Annotated in this window: 10 protein-coding genes; 5 read left to right on the forward strand and 5 right to left on the reverse strand. The window is 58.2% G+C overall.

Annotated elements, in window-relative coordinates:
• Together ACSAMW_RS17050 and ACSAMW_RS17055 are read right to left on the reverse strand one after the other, a co-directional pair.
• The gene (locus ACSAMW_RS17050) at nucleotides 1–1,683 is read right to left on the reverse strand and encodes a flavin monoamine oxidase family protein (protein WP_500591301.1); all 1,683 of its coding nucleotides are present in this window, start codon (nucleotides 1,681–1,683) and stop codon (nucleotides 1–3) included.
• Nucleotides 1,684–1,854: 171 nt separating this feature from the next.
• Nucleotides 1,855–2,313: an Lrp/AsnC family transcriptional regulator gene (locus ACSAMW_RS17055; RefSeq protein WP_500591302.1), complete on the reverse strand. Its 459-nt coding sequence runs from the start codon at nucleotides 2,311–2,313 to the stop codon at nucleotides 1,855–1,857.
• Nucleotides 2,314–2,584: 271 nt separating this feature from the next.
• Here ACSAMW_RS17055 and ACSAMW_RS17060 point away from each other — a divergent pair, with 271 nt between their 5' ends.
• From ACSAMW_RS17060 to ACSAMW_RS17070, 3 genes are all read left to right on the forward strand, one after another.
• Complete coding sequence (locus ACSAMW_RS17060; protein ID WP_500591303.1) at nucleotides 2,585–4,024, forward strand: DUF2723 domain-containing protein; 1,440 nt, start codon at nucleotides 2,585–2,587, stop codon at nucleotides 4,022–4,024.
• A gap of 120 nt (nucleotides 4,025–4,144) precedes the next feature.
• A complete protein-coding gene (locus ACSAMW_RS17065; protein WP_500591304.1) occupies nucleotides 4,145–5,242 on the forward strand; it encodes an alpha/beta hydrolase in 1,098 nt (365 codons plus the stop codon).
• A 120-nt stretch (nucleotides 5,243–5,362) separates the two neighbouring features.
• On the forward strand, nucleotides 5,363–5,806 hold the full coding sequence (locus ACSAMW_RS17070) for a hemerythrin domain-containing protein (RefSeq protein WP_500591305.1): 444 nt from the start codon (nucleotides 5,363–5,365) through the stop codon (nucleotides 5,804–5,806).
• 282 nt (nucleotides 5,807–6,088) lie between these two features.
• Here the strand turns inward: ACSAMW_RS17070 and ACSAMW_RS17075 are convergent, their stop codons facing one another.
• Complete coding sequence (locus ACSAMW_RS17075) at nucleotides 6,089–7,036, reverse strand: hypothetical protein (RefSeq protein WP_500591306.1); 948 nt, start codon at nucleotides 7,034–7,036, stop codon at nucleotides 6,089–6,091.
• 146 nt (nucleotides 7,037–7,182) lie between these two features.
• On the opposite strand from ACSAMW_RS17075, the gene ACSAMW_RS17080 reads away from it, so the two are divergent.
• Entirely contained in the window at nucleotides 7,183–7,875 is a 693-nt protein-coding gene (locus ACSAMW_RS17080; protein ID WP_500594067.1) for an SOS response-associated peptidase, read from the forward strand.
• Between the two features lie 287 nt (nucleotides 7,876–8,162).
• Here ACSAMW_RS17080 and ACSAMW_RS17085 read toward each other — a convergent pair whose 3' ends face one another.
• Complete coding sequence (locus ACSAMW_RS17085; RefSeq protein ID WP_500591307.1) at nucleotides 8,163–9,299, reverse strand: Fic family protein; 1,137 nt, start codon at nucleotides 9,297–9,299, stop codon at nucleotides 8,163–8,165.
• A 249-nt stretch (nucleotides 9,300–9,548) separates the two neighbouring features.
• On the opposite strand from ACSAMW_RS17085, the gene ACSAMW_RS17090 reads away from it, so the two are divergent.
• Nucleotides 9,549–12,101 (forward strand): M10 family metallopeptidase C-terminal domain-containing protein, encoded by a 2,553-nt coding sequence (locus tag ACSAMW_RS17090; protein WP_500591308.1) that lies wholly within the window; start codon nucleotides 9,549–9,551, stop codon nucleotides 12,099–12,101.
• Between the two features lie 509 nt (nucleotides 12,102–12,610).
• Here the strand turns inward: ACSAMW_RS17090 and ACSAMW_RS17095 are convergent.
• The gene (locus tag ACSAMW_RS17095) at nucleotides 12,611–12,865 is read right to left on the reverse strand and encodes an AbrB/MazE/SpoVT family DNA-binding domain-containing protein (RefSeq protein ID WP_500591309.1); all 255 of its coding nucleotides are present in this window, start codon (nucleotides 12,863–12,865) and stop codon (nucleotides 12,611–12,613) included.
• Between the last annotated feature and the right edge of the window lie 54 nt (nucleotides 12,866–12,919).

Raw genomic sequence — 12,919 nt, forward strand, 5'->3', positions numbered from 1 at the left:
TCAATCCGGTAGGGCCACGGGGCCCAAGGTGTCGAAGACATCGCCAGGGCCTGGGTTGCTGGGGGAGGTGCTACCGCCAAAGTGGTTCATGATCCCCCACACGGCGTTGAGCGACGTTTGCACAGCGCCTTCTACCCAGGCGGGCGTCCAGGACACGTCGTCGCCCGCAATGAAGATGCCGCGCTGTTCAGCGGGCATGTCCCGCTGCATGAAGTGGGCGTACATACGCTGGTTGTAGCGGTAATGCCCCGGCAGGGCACCCTTGAATGCACCTAGGAAGTGAGGGTCGGCTTCCCATGAAACGGTGATAGGGTCCCCGATGATGTGCCCGGCGATGTCCACGGTAGGGTAGATTTTCTTCAGCGCGTCCAAGGCCAGCTTCACGCGCTTCTCCACAGGGTGAGGCAGCATTTTCAGGGCATCGCTCATCCAGGAGTAGGACAGGCAGATCACCCCCGGCTTGCCCTCGCCGTTGTCGAACAGGTAAGTGCCGCGTGTCAGGCGGTCTGTCAGGGTCATGCTCATGGTGTCACGGCCGGTCACTGGGTCCTTGTCCTTCCAGAAGGGTCGGTCGACCATTACAAAGGTCTTGGACGACTGCATGTAACGGGTGCGGTCCAAGGCCATCCACAGCTTCTGAGAGAACAGTGATTCTTCGCATTCGATCTGGGTGGTCAACAGCCAGCTTTGGCAGGTTGCCAATACGGCGGGGTAGGTGCGGGTGTGGCCCCATACGTCAGTGACCGCGAACTCACCGTTGGTTGCCCGCGCTATTTTCTGCACACCACACCGGGGTGCGCCGCTGTGCAGGCTGCTCAAGCTGGTGCCCGCTGGCCAGTGAGCGCAGCGTTCAGGCACATGCCGCCAGATACCCAGGGGCACCTGTTCAACGCCGCCCACCACCAGGTGCTGGTGGTCATCACAGTTGGTCATGACTACCCGAAGGATTTCCAGCATGGAGTTGGGAAAATCCGAGTCCCACCCGCCCGTGCCGAAGCCGACTTGCCCGAACACTTCACGGTGCTGGAAGGTCAGCCCGGCAAAGGACTTTGAGGTGGCTACAAAATCATAGAAGGTGCGGTCGTCCCATAGGGGCACCAAGGTGTCCCACAGCGCTTTTAGCTTGGTGACATCGCGGTCCCGGATAGCTTGCTGGATGTCGCCGAAATGAGCCCGTTCCTCCAAGGCATCGGCCCAGGCGTCAGCCACTTCGTGGAACAGGGCAGGGAGGTCCGCCACGTTTTCTGCATAATAGGTTTGCCCTTCCAGGTCGATCACCGTGCTGCCTGAGGCAGACGTGAGCGGGTTGGGAAAGGGCCGGGTTTCCAGCCCCAGCATGTCTACGTAATGGTAGAAAGCAGTGGAGGACACAGGAAAACGCATACCGCCCAGCTCAGCAATAATGCCCTCAGCTGCCTCGAATGGTTGAGAGCGTAAACGCCCGCCCAGCCGCGACGCCTCATACACCACTGGCCGAAGGCCTAGCTTCATCAGCTCATACGCGGCCACCAGCCCTGAAATGCCCGCCCCGATAATGGCAACCTCCTTGCCATGGTTGCCTTCGGGGATACTGCCCAAGCCTTCGGGGTGGGTAATCCACTCATCGAAAGCGAAAGGGAAGTCCGGCCCGAACACGGTAATGGGCTTGGCAGAACCGGCAGGGTGGCGGTCAGGTTTGAGCATGGGCACCTCGTGGAATGCAGTCAGAACAGTATAGGTAAGCTGCTGAGCATTCTAGGGAGGTGCAGACACGTTATTAAGACGCAATGTGTTGTCTTTTTGTGTGTTTTTCTGCCGTAATGACAATGCAATGGGTGATTATGACCGGCAGAGGCTTTGCCCAGGTCAAAGGCCTTAACCGCGACCGCGGTCTACCTTGGTGCTGAGGATGATCGAGGTGGTAGTTTTGTCTACGCCTTCCAGTGCGCCAATCTCGTCCAGCAGTTCGTCCAAGGCCTCTGGCGAATCAGTATGTAGCCAGGCGACGTAATCGAATTCACCACTCACAGCGCATAATTGCTGCACTTGAGCCATATTGCCGAGGCGCTTGAGTACTTCGCGGCCTGCCTTGGGCTGCACCGTGATGCCTACGTAAGCCTGTAGCCCGCCGGTAAGGGCCCGTTGAGCCAGGCGGACGCCGTAACCCACGATAACCCCGTTGCGCTCCAGGCGAGCCAGGCGCGAAGTGACGGTGGTGCGGGCAATACCCAGTTTGCGTGCAAGGGTGGCAACGCTTTCACGTGCGTTGACCTGCAGGGCAGCGATCAGTTGACGGTCTACCCCGTCGAGGGAAAAAGCGCTTTGGTCGTTCATCTCGGCTCAAACGCGTAGGGGCGTACCGCTATCCTAGTAAACCCCGACTCTTGCGTCACTTCTTATTGTGCAGGCGTGTATGCAGGTCTAAATTTTTTGTTTTGGCGCCAAATGCACGACGACTGAGTATTACCCTATTTAATAATTTGCAGTGGCATTTCAGTAATTGTCGTTATAGTCGCGTGCTGGCCAACTGCCGCCCTATTAAAGCGCTCACTTCACTGCGCCTTGTTGTTAAAGATTCAGGGCACACTCACAGGAAATACGCGAGATGAAACACGGACGTGTTTACCCCGTGACGGGGGCATGGCCACTGCTGTTGCTGTGCATGGCTATCAGTGCGAGTTTTCTGGCGGCCAGTGGTCCCGTACTGTGGGCAGACAGCGGCAACTTGCTTGCGGATGCGGCCAGTGGTCAGTGTTTCGATGGCGCCGCAGGGCCATGGGGGCACCCGCTCTACCGTTGCCTTACAACAGGCGTGTACGCACTGTTCGGCGCCCAGGTGCTCAGCGTGCTCAATGCTGCGCTATTGCTGCCGTTGGCGGGTGCCCTGTACTGGCTGGCACGCAGCGTGGGTGTGGCGCGCAACCTGGCCGTGCTGGCGACGACGGTCGCCGTGCTGTCACACGCAGTGTTCTGGGTGTCCACCAAAGCCGAGGTATACCTGTTTCACGCGGTGTTCGTGGTGCTGGCCTACGGGCTGTACATCGAGCGCCGCAGCGGGCTAGGTCAAACCGCCAAACTGTTGTTGATCGGGTTGCTCACTGGTCTGGCCGCCAGCATCCATGCCTTGACCTTTGTGGTGCTGCTACCTCTGTACCTGCGCTTGTTGTGGGAGCAGCGGGGCTGGGTGCTGCTCACCTTGCCTACGGCAGTGATTGGCTTCTGCGCGGCCTACCCTGGGCTGATAACAGGTCTGGATTCCGACCTGGGCCTGCTAGACGCAGGCCGCCGTTACACGGTGGAGGCTCCTTCCTACGCCAACACAGAGCACTGGGCAGACAACCTACTGCGCTTCGACGTGCTATGGCACGAACGCAAAGCTGTGGCCTTACTCTGTCTGTCATTGCTGGGCCCGTCGGTGCTGGGGCTAGTGATAGTGCCGAAGAACCGCCAGTTGCGGTTGCTGTGGTGGGCGCTGGTGGTGAACGTGGTGTTCGCCGCGTCCTACAACATCATGGAGCGGTTCACGCTATTCGTCCCAGGCGCCGCCTTTGCCGCCGTGCTGGGCGTGATACACCTGCACGCGCTGCTTCCTCATAACCGCAAGGGTGCATGGGCGCTGCGCCTGTGCGCGTTATGTTCGCCTGCGCTGCTCTTGTCGATGTGGGTGCTGTATGCCGTTGGCGCCGTATCGCTGCCTGTGCGTACCGAAGCACTGCCTTATCGGGACGACATTCACTACTACATGGTGCCCTACCTGCGCGATCGCTCGGCTCAGGCATTGGCCCATTATTATGACCAGGCATCGCCGCCTGGTGCATTGATTCTGGCAGATGATATGCCTATGGGCGCCCTGCGCTCGGCCCAGGCCGCTGGCCTGCTACCGGGCAGGGTAGTGCTCCCGTGCGATACCGTGAATGATGTAAGCGCCTACATACAGGGGCCAGGTGCCTTTCTACCGCGTACCAGTTTTTGTGAAGGCGTAAAGGCACGCTTCAGTCTGGAACCTGTGAACGTCGGGTATCAGCTGGTGGCGCCTTACCGTTGATCCGCACAATGGCAATCTGCCTTGAACGCCGTCTCGCTCATTTGAGCCAAAGGTGGGTAAGGGTGTGAAGCACACCTACCGCCATGCCCATGGCGCCCTGCAGATTGCCGAGGATTCACCATGCGCTCACCTCGTTTTGTTCGTTGTGCTCTGGTCGCTGCCGTTGCTGCGGCTGGCTTGGCTACACTGGCCGGCTGTGCCCGTGACCCAGAAAAGCCAACCCTGTCCGAACTGGCCGTAAGCTCTACCAAAAGCCTGTTCCGCACAGACAGCGACATGCAAAAGGTACTGAATGCCCAAGCAGCCTTCGACCCCAAGGCCATCGAAAAAACCACGCCAGATGAAGCGCGCAAACAGCCTACAGTGGCTGATGGTGTAAAGCGCGTACTGGCCGACCAGAAACGTGACAGCAGCCCCACCGCGCTGGTGCCGGGTGTGACCACCAAAGACATTACAGTTGCAGGCGCCGCAGGTAACTTGCCTGCAACGGTCTACACCCCGGCCGGTACTGGGCCTTTCCCCGTAGTGCTGTACTTCCACGGTGGTGGTTGGGTGATCGCTGACCGTACGGTATATGACGGGGGCGCTCGTGGCTTGGCCAAGCAAGCCAATGCCATTGTGGTCTCGGTAGACTACCGCCGCGCGCCAGAATACAAATTCCCGGCAGCCCACCAGGATGCCGTAGCCGCGTACCGCTGGCTCACGACCAACGCCGCCAGCATCGGCGGTGACCCTAAGCGCTTGGCACTGGCCGGTGAAAGCGCTGGCGGTAACCTGGCTGTGGCGACGGCCATTGCCGTGCGTGACCAAGGCCTGACCGCACCTAAAAGTGTAGTAGCCGTTTACCCTGTTGCTCAGACCAGCACGGACACTGAGTCCTACCTTAAATACGCTGATGCCAAGCCCCTCAACCGCCCCATGATGTTGTGGTTCGTGGCCAACGTCACCAAGGGCCCGGCAGACTTGAAAGACCCACGCCTGGACCTGGTGCATGCCGACCTGCATGGCCTGCCGCCGGTGACCTTGATCAACGCCGAAATCGACCCGTTGCGTGATGATGGCGCACAGTTGGAGCAGGCACTGCGTACCCAAGGCGTTAGTGTGGAGCGCAAGCTATATGACGGCGTGACCCACGAGTTCTTCGGCACCGCTGCCGTGGTGGAGAAGGCTCAGGAAGCACAAGCCTACGCGGGCGCCCGTTTGAAGGCGGGTTTCTAAAGGCATATTGGGGCGGCTACAGGCGCCCGCCTGGCCGCCCGCATCCACATCAAACGCAACGAGAACGCCGCCGGTTGCCGCCTGTCAAACCTCCACAAAGCACATTTCCCAGGGGGCACTATGAACATCTTCGAAGCCTTGCGCGCCAGCCATGACCGTCAGCGGGGCTACGCTGAAGCACTGCTGCAGACCCACGGCGATAGCGCAGAACGCAAAGACGCCTACCAACGGCTGAAAGCCGAGCTGCATGCACACGAAACAGCCGAAGAACGCTGCTTCTACATTCCTCTGATGGCCCATGACAATGGGGTAGACCTGAGCCGCCACGCCATCTCTGAGCACCATGAAATGGACGAGATGATGGAGGAGCTGGATGCCACTGAGATGTCCAGCCCAAGCTGGCTGGCCACTGCCAAGAAGCTGTCCGAAAAAGTGCATCACCATTTGAAAGAGGAAGAGCACAAGTTCTTCCAAGCCGCAGGTAAGCTTCTGGATGACAAGCAAAAGCAAACCCTGGCCGATGACTACCTCACTGAGTATGACAAGCAGCTGGTGACCGCCTGACGTTTACACCCAGGCTGGGCGCTTCAACGGCGCCCTACAAGGTACTGAACACCCTCCGGCCCGAATACCTCTGAATGCGGCTCATTAGCCTGCAAATGAAAGATATCCCCCTCTTTGTACGTGTGCGCTGAAGCATGGGTGTGAACGGCCAACTTGCTTTGAGGCACCAAGGCCTTTTTCGAACGGGTGCGCCAGGCTCTAGGTATGGCGCCTGAACGCACGGCCCGGTGGTCCGCCCCTTTTAAAACACTGTGCTCCTTCAATGGGTGCCAATCACTACAGCTAGTAATTAAAGCCCGTAGAATTTTTTGCTGTGTCTTCCATAAATTTCTTATTAGACTCTTGTTGTTTTGCGCGAATCTCATTGAGCAAGTTTTGAGTATCTATCCGACGTTCTTCATGGAGCTTAAGACCGTTCGCTGCTATTCCGTCTTTTTCTGTTCTTCTTTTTTGTTTTCTTATCCTTCTATCTTGAATTGCTTCCCTTATTACTTTTACTGCATGCTGTATTGCAGTTTTTGTTGGCTTCGCCGACAAGCGTGGCTGTTCAGGGGCTACCTCCTCGCGTGGTTTGATATCGGGCTCAATGTCTCTTTGTGCGCTTTTGGACAAGGGAGGGGCCGTATCCTTGGGGGCCGACTGCGGCTGCGGCTTGGACTGCGGTGGCATCTGTGTTCGCGCTTTTTGTGACGAAGGCTGCTGCTGGCTCAGCCTCTGAAACATCGAATTCAAACCTGCGCCCGGAGGTGGGCGATGAGGTAGCTGCGACGTATCCGGACCAGGTTGGCCCTGAGGAGTAGTTGAGGGCGACGGGGGCGGGGGAGTGCCGGCTTGAGAGGAAGGGGTCCAGGCCTGTGGTTTTTCGCCTGGGTTTTTACCCTGCATGTAGATACCCGCCAAGTTCACGCCTTCGCCTTGCTTCTCGAACTGTACTATCGGTTTATGATCAATTTTCTGATTGTCCGAGTCCCGCCCAGGAATGGGGGGGGTGTCATAGGCGAGGTCACTTGCCTTGAAATGCTCGGAAATATGCTGGAACAGCTCTCCGCTTTTAATGCTTTTGATGATGTTTGCGGCGATCGCGTCCCCGGCTTTACTAGCCTCTTCCAATATTTTGAGCGACGCTTTATTGAGCGCGACTTTGAGCCTGGGTACAAAAATTTTGTCTACGGCTTGGCTTGCCGCGCTTTTCGCCTGCATAGCAAAATTGCTAATCGCACCTACGCCCATTGGAACTCCCCCTCTTTGGGAGCTAAGTGGTCGTTTTTGCGCATGGGTTCCATTAGCGGCGAAAAAATGTCGACCCGGCCATGGAGCGGTCTCTAGGCCGTTACAATAATGGCTTGACGGGCAACAACCCCAAGACAGGTGAACCCATGTGTGGCCGCTATTCCGTGTACAAATCCATGGACCACTACCTGCGCGAGCTGGGCGCTCACCAGTTGGTGATCGACTACGTACCGCCCGAGCCGGTGAACCGCTACAACGTGGCCCCTACCACCAAGTGCCCGGTGATCCGCGCCAGTGCCGAAGGTATTCATCTTGAAGCGGTGAAATGGGGCTGGAGCCCGTTCTGGGCCAAAGGCAAGCGGCCGGCCCCTATCAACGCCCGAATCGAGACAGTAGCCACCGGAAAGTTCTTCAAGCCGCTTTGGCCGCAGGGCCGCGTTCTGGTGCCGGCTGATAATTGGTTCGAGTGGGTCAAGGATTCTGACGACCCCAAGAAAAAGCAGCCGTACTGCATTCGGCTCAAGACCCAAGCCCCGATGTTCTTCGCCGGCCTGGCACAGGTGCACCCAGGGCTGGAGCCCCACGATGAAGACGGCTTTGTGATCATCACAGACGCCAGCGATGCGGGCATGGTGGACATTCACGATCGACGACCCGTGGTGCTAAACCCTGAAGCCGCAAGGGCCTGGCTTGAGCCTGGCCTGGAGGTGGAAACGGCCCTGGAGGTCATCCAGCAGCAAAGCCGACCGGTTGCTGATTTTGAGTGGTACGCAGTAGGCAAGGCTGTGGGTAACGTGAAGAACCAGGGGCCTGAACTGATCGACCCTTTGAGTACGTAAACGCGTACACCGTGACGCTGTAATCTGAGGCGCAGCAAAACCGACGGGATGGGTAGTACGGTTGCTTCACCTTCGGCCGGGGATGCCTCACCTCAAGAGTGGCGTAACCCTTAGCGGCGCTGGTGCGGGTGCCACCACCTTCAAGCTGGCTGATGGGGCGGCTGGGGTGGACGGCATCTTGTCCTTGCTTGGGACAAGCGCAGTGCACGAAGCCTGATGTAGACGGCGACGCGCCTGCTTGAGTGCGTCGCCGGTTTGCAGGTGAGGGTTTAGAGAGGTTAAGGCCTCTACTGCAATGGCTCGGCCGCAACGATCTGATATCGGGTGCTACGCCCGCCCCCAGGCAAACGAGCAATGCAGCCCCGCTCCAGAAGGTCGCTCAAGTGCCGCGTTGCAGTGGCCTTGGAGACCTTGGCAACGGCTTGGTATTGAGCGGCACTGAGGCCGTTCTCAAAACCACGCTCGCCGCCGTCCAGCAAGCGATTCAGCACTTTAACTTGTTCAATGGACAAGGCTTGGTCGCGGTGCGCTTGCCAGAACCGCGCCTTGGCCAATACCCGATCAATGCGTGCCAAGGCCTGTTCCAGGCTCTTGAGCAGCGTGCTCAGGAACCACTGGAGCCAAGCGGTGATATCAAGGCTGCCTTTCTGGCTGGCCTCAAGGATGCGGTAGTAGCCTGCACGGTCGTCAAGGATGCTTGCTGACATGGCATAAAAGCGTATGGCCCGGGGTTCGCCTTGGGCTAGAGCCATGTCGGTAATAACCCGCGTAAGGCGGCCATTGCCATCGTCAAAGGGGTGCAGGGTAACGAACCAGAAATGGGCAATACCTGCTCGCAGCAAAGGGTCCAGGGAGGCATCGTTACGGCTGGTATCGAACCAGGCCAGGAAGGCGGCCAGTTGCTGGTCCAGCCCTTCGCGAGGCGGGGCCTGAAAGTGGACGGTGGGTCGATCAATCCGGCCAGAGACCACCTGCATAGGCGCTTCACCTCGCAGTTCACCCACCCGTAACGGGTAAGCCAGCAAGCCCTCAACCGGCGGGAACAACCATTGGTGCCAGCTCAATAAACGCTCTAGCGAGAGGCGCGACTGACATTGGCGCGTGGCATCCATAAGCAGCTCCGCCAGCCCCTCTGAGCGGGGGGTAGTGCGGCTTTCTTCGGCCAGGCCCAACCGCCTGGCGAGCGATGAGCGCACGGACTCTACATTCAGTGGCTCATCTTCAATGGCCGAGGACGTAATGATGTTTTGCAGCATGGCATCCAGGTTACTGCGGGCTTCCGTATCCTGGCCAACAGCGCCAAGCCTGCCCAGCAATAATCCCTGTGCATGCGTGCAGGCACGCAGTAGCGGGGCCAGCTGTTCAAGTTGCCAATTGAAACGCGGCCATTCGGGCTGCTGCCAGATCCAGTGGAAAGAGGTCATCACCATTGCTCACACGTGAGCCGATTAGCCACTCTATTCGGCTCATGATATGAGCCGAATAGTGAAGGTTATTCGGCTCATTGTCCAATCTCAGGGGGGAGGGTGGAAGACCAAGCTCTGGCACCATCAGCAGCATCACCCTGTTCGCCTTGCACGGGGTTGTGCGCCTTAAGCCTGGGGAGCTAAGTGGTCTATCCTGGGGTCGATTACGCAGCGTTATCCCCCCAGTCAGGCACCAGGAATAATGTAATGGCTACCCTCTTCAACGTGAAAGATTACGGCGCGGTAGGCAATTCGCGTACGGACGACACCCAGGCCATTCAGGCCGCCATCGATGCGGCTGCGGCAGCAGGCGGCGGCACCGTGTATATCCCTACTGGGACGTACAGGGTCAGCACCCAAAGCCCAGGTACTGTGCTGGTGCTTAAAGACAATGTGACGCTTGAAGGGGGTGAAAAGTCGGGCGCGATTCCCCTGATTCAGCTGGACCCGGACGCCTCTAAAGGCGACATCGATGGCATTGTGCGCATCGAAGGCACGGATACGCGTATCAACCACCTCTATATCGAGGGCTATACCCCCTACGATGGCGAGGTGAGCGCGGTGTCCGTGGGTGACAACGTAAACGTCACCCTCAACCAGCTGTATGCGAGCAGCGTCACGGGCGCGGCGATGGACTTTCGGGCCCAAGGCAGCCAGGTGCTGCTGACCAACTCCAGTGCGGGCTTCAGTGGCACCGGCCTTCTGGCCGAGGGCCTGGTCAACAGTACCTTCAGCGACGTTACGGCCAGCGACAACGGCAACGACGGCCTGGACCTGACAGGGCCGCTCACTCTGCTGGATGTACACACTTACAACAACAACGGGACAGGCCTGATTCTGCGGGGCGATGCCCAGGGGCGGACGGCCACTGTGGAATCCGGTAATAGCAACAGCAACGGCGGCCCGGGTGTATTGATCGATAGCGCCCAGGGCGCTGTGCTCGACCACGTTTGGGTATCGGACAACGGCTCCTCAGGCATTGTGGTTCAGAACGCTCAAGGCACCCAGATACTGGGCAGCGAGATTGCCAGTAACGCTCAGTATTTCAAGGCGGCCCCGGAAATCCTGATCAAAGACAGCACTGGTACGCAGGTGCTGGGTAATACCCTGGGTGACCAGATTCTAAGCGAGGTGGGCATGCCCACCTACGGTGTAGAAGAGCAGGGCAGTTCCAACACCAGCCTTATAGAAGGCAACTTCATCGGCGGCATGCCACAAGGCGAGGCCAAACTGGTGGGCGCGGGCTCGGTCGAGGTCAATAACACGGCGGTGATGACCACGTACGGCACCGCTGGCAACGACACCATCAGCCATTACCAGGCGACCTATGACACGTTGATGTACGGCGGCGCTGGCAGCGATACGCTGATCGGCGGCAGGGGGGACGATACCTTGATCGGTGGCGCGGGCGCAGACCTGATGTTCGGCTACCAAGGCCATGACACCTTCCGCTTCACCCAGCTGACGGATAGCTTCGCCACCGCCACGGGCAGTTTTGCGGACACGATCAATGGGTTCAACGTCAATCAGGACACCCTCGATGTGACCGCGCTGGGCTTCAAAGGGCTGGGCAATGGGCACAAGGGCACACTGGCGCTCAGCTATGATGCCGACGCTGGGCTTACCTACCTGTCCAGCCTTGATGCCAACGCCCAAGGCCAGCGGTTCCAACTGGCCCTGGACGGCGACTATCGCGGCCGCTTAACGAACGACAACTTCCTGCCTTTGGTCAAGGGCTCCTCCGGCGATGATGACCTGCGCGGCACCACCCACGGGCGTGACACCCTGGTTGGCGGCGACGGCAGGGATGTGCTTGCCGGCCTGGGCAGCGACGACCGTTTGATTGGCGGCGCCGGGGCCGACCGGCTATATGGCGGGGCGGGCGCGGACACCTTCGTGTATACCCAGCTCACGGACAGTCAGGTTGACGCCACCGGCCATGACCTCAGCCGCGATCTGATCCAGGACTTTAACGGAGCAGAGCATGATCAGGTTGACCTCACCGCGCTGAACTTCACCGGGCTAGGTGATGGCTATGGCACCACCCTGGCACTGACCTACGACAGTGCCCGGGATGTCACCCGCCTCACCTCCAAGGAAGCAGACAGCCAGGGTCACTTTTTCCAGATTGCGTTCAAGGGCGATCACCAGCAGGACCTGGCGTCCAATGCCCTGCAGTTCAAGCCACTGGAAGGGGACCGCATCACCTCCTCGTATAACAACTACGATTCCCGCGTGACCGGGACTACAGGTAACGACCTGTTGGAGGGCGGTGCAGGCAGGGAGCAGCTCTACGCCTTGGCGGGCGATGACGTGGTGCGTGGAGGCCCAAATGCCGACGTGATCGTAGGGGGGATTGGGGCTGATCGCCTCAGCGGTGGCAGTGGGAGCGACCATTTTGTTTTTGAACGGGTAGAAGACAGCTACCGCACAGCCAATGAAAACCATACCGACCTGATCAGCGACTTCAGCACAGGCTCAGACAGTCTAGACGTCAGAGCCCTAGGTTTTAGCGGAAGCGGCAATGGGTACGATGGCACCCTGAACATTCACTACAATGCCTCCACAGACCGCACCTACGTGCGAGACCTGGAAGGTGATGCTCAAGGGCGGTTTTTCCAGGTGGCGCTGAGTGGCGACCATGTTGGCGCGCTCGAAGCGTACGGCGGCATCAACTACGGGCGTGTGGGCACTACCGAAGCCACGGCCCTGACGCTGCTGGGTACTGCGACGGCAACGGATGACGCTGTGGCTGCTTGATTGTTGGTTGGCGGGTGGGGGTGGGCGGTAGTGCCTATCTTCACCTGCCAGGGGAGCATTTGGTTACTGCAGTCGCTAGTTTCCAATGAATATTAATTAAGAAAGTGTGCTGCTATACGAAGAAGAATAAGGCAGAAAATTAATAAAGAGCCTGCGATGATGGGTGTTATTAAAAGTTTTTTATAAAAAAGAGGAAGGTTTCCTACCTCGGCGCTATCAATCAACCCGCGTTTCGCATGAATGTTGGGCATCATCAGAATGGTGGCGATTATCCCTCCTCGCATGATTTTTCCTAACAAACCCGCGTGGCCCCAGATTTTTTGGTGTCATTCAAGTAAGGGCAGTTTGATAAGCGTGCCTCTATGGTTTCAATGTATTTGTGTGCAATAAATGCTATTGCGCAACATACAGTAATTAAAAGCCCTAATACAACACCACTGGCCAGGCCGATTTGAATAGTATTCATCGCTTCATATTGCCGTACAAGATTTCACCAAAAGCTTCACCGCTCACCGCTCACCGCTCACCGCTGCGGCTCCTTGAGAAGCGATTGTTGCGTTTATATCATCAATGCTTACGGGCTTCATCGGCTTGCGAATCCTGCCTTTGAGAGCTTGAACAGGATGATTGGATGGCTTGATAGCAAACTTCCCGCGCTCTGGCGCCACGGATTCAATCCGATCACCAGCCCCTGTGCCAAGGGATGCGCGAATCCGGGCCGGAATGGTGACTTGGCCTTCAGACGTTAACGTTGCAGTGGTCATGGGGCTTTCCTGCTGAAAATTGTGTTCCTTACCTTTATGTAAGGAGTCACGAAA

The organism is Pseudomonas sp. AB39(2026) (assembly GCF_059831485.1).

What these genes read in the sequence shown, in the direction of transcription:
- ACSAMW_RS17070 (WP_500591305.1), top strand. Translation starts at nt 5,363, where the DNA reads ATGAACATCTTCGAAGCCTTGCGCGCCAGCCATGACCGTCAGCGGGGC.
- ACSAMW_RS17085 (WP_500591307.1), bottom strand. Translation starts at nt 9,299, where the DNA reads ATGACCTCTTTCCACTGGATCTGGCAGCAGCCCGAATGGCCGCGTTTC.
- ACSAMW_RS17065 (WP_500591304.1), top strand. Translation starts at nt 4,145, where the DNA reads ATGCGCTCACCTCGTTTTGTTCGTTGTGCTCTGGTCGCTGCCGTTGCT.
- ACSAMW_RS17080 (WP_500594067.1), top strand. Translation starts at nt 7,183, where the DNA reads ATGTGTGGCCGCTATTCCGTGTACAAATCCATGGACCACTACCTGCGC.
- ACSAMW_RS17055 (WP_500591302.1), bottom strand. Translation starts at nt 2,313, where the DNA reads ATGAACGACCAAAGCGCTTTTTCCCTCGACGGGGTAGACCGTCAACTG.
- ACSAMW_RS17090 (WP_500591308.1), top strand. Translation starts at nt 9,549, where the DNA reads ATGGCTACCCTCTTCAACGTGAAAGATTACGGCGCGGTAGGCAATTCG.
- ACSAMW_RS17075 (WP_500591306.1), bottom strand. Translation starts at nt 7,036, where the DNA reads ATGGGCGTAGGTGCGATTAGCAATTTTGCTATGCAGGCGAAAAGCGCG.
- ACSAMW_RS17050 (WP_500591301.1), bottom strand. Translation starts at nt 1,683, where the DNA reads ATGCTCAAACCTGACCGCCACCCTGCCGGTTCTGCCAAGCCCATTACC.
- ACSAMW_RS17060 (WP_500591303.1), top strand. Translation starts at nt 2,585, where the DNA reads ATGAAACACGGACGTGTTTACCCCGTGACGGGGGCATGGCCACTGCTG.
- ACSAMW_RS17095 (WP_500591309.1), bottom strand. Translation starts at nt 12,865, where the DNA reads ATGACCACTGCAACGTTAACGTCTGAAGGCCAAGTCACCATTCCGGCC.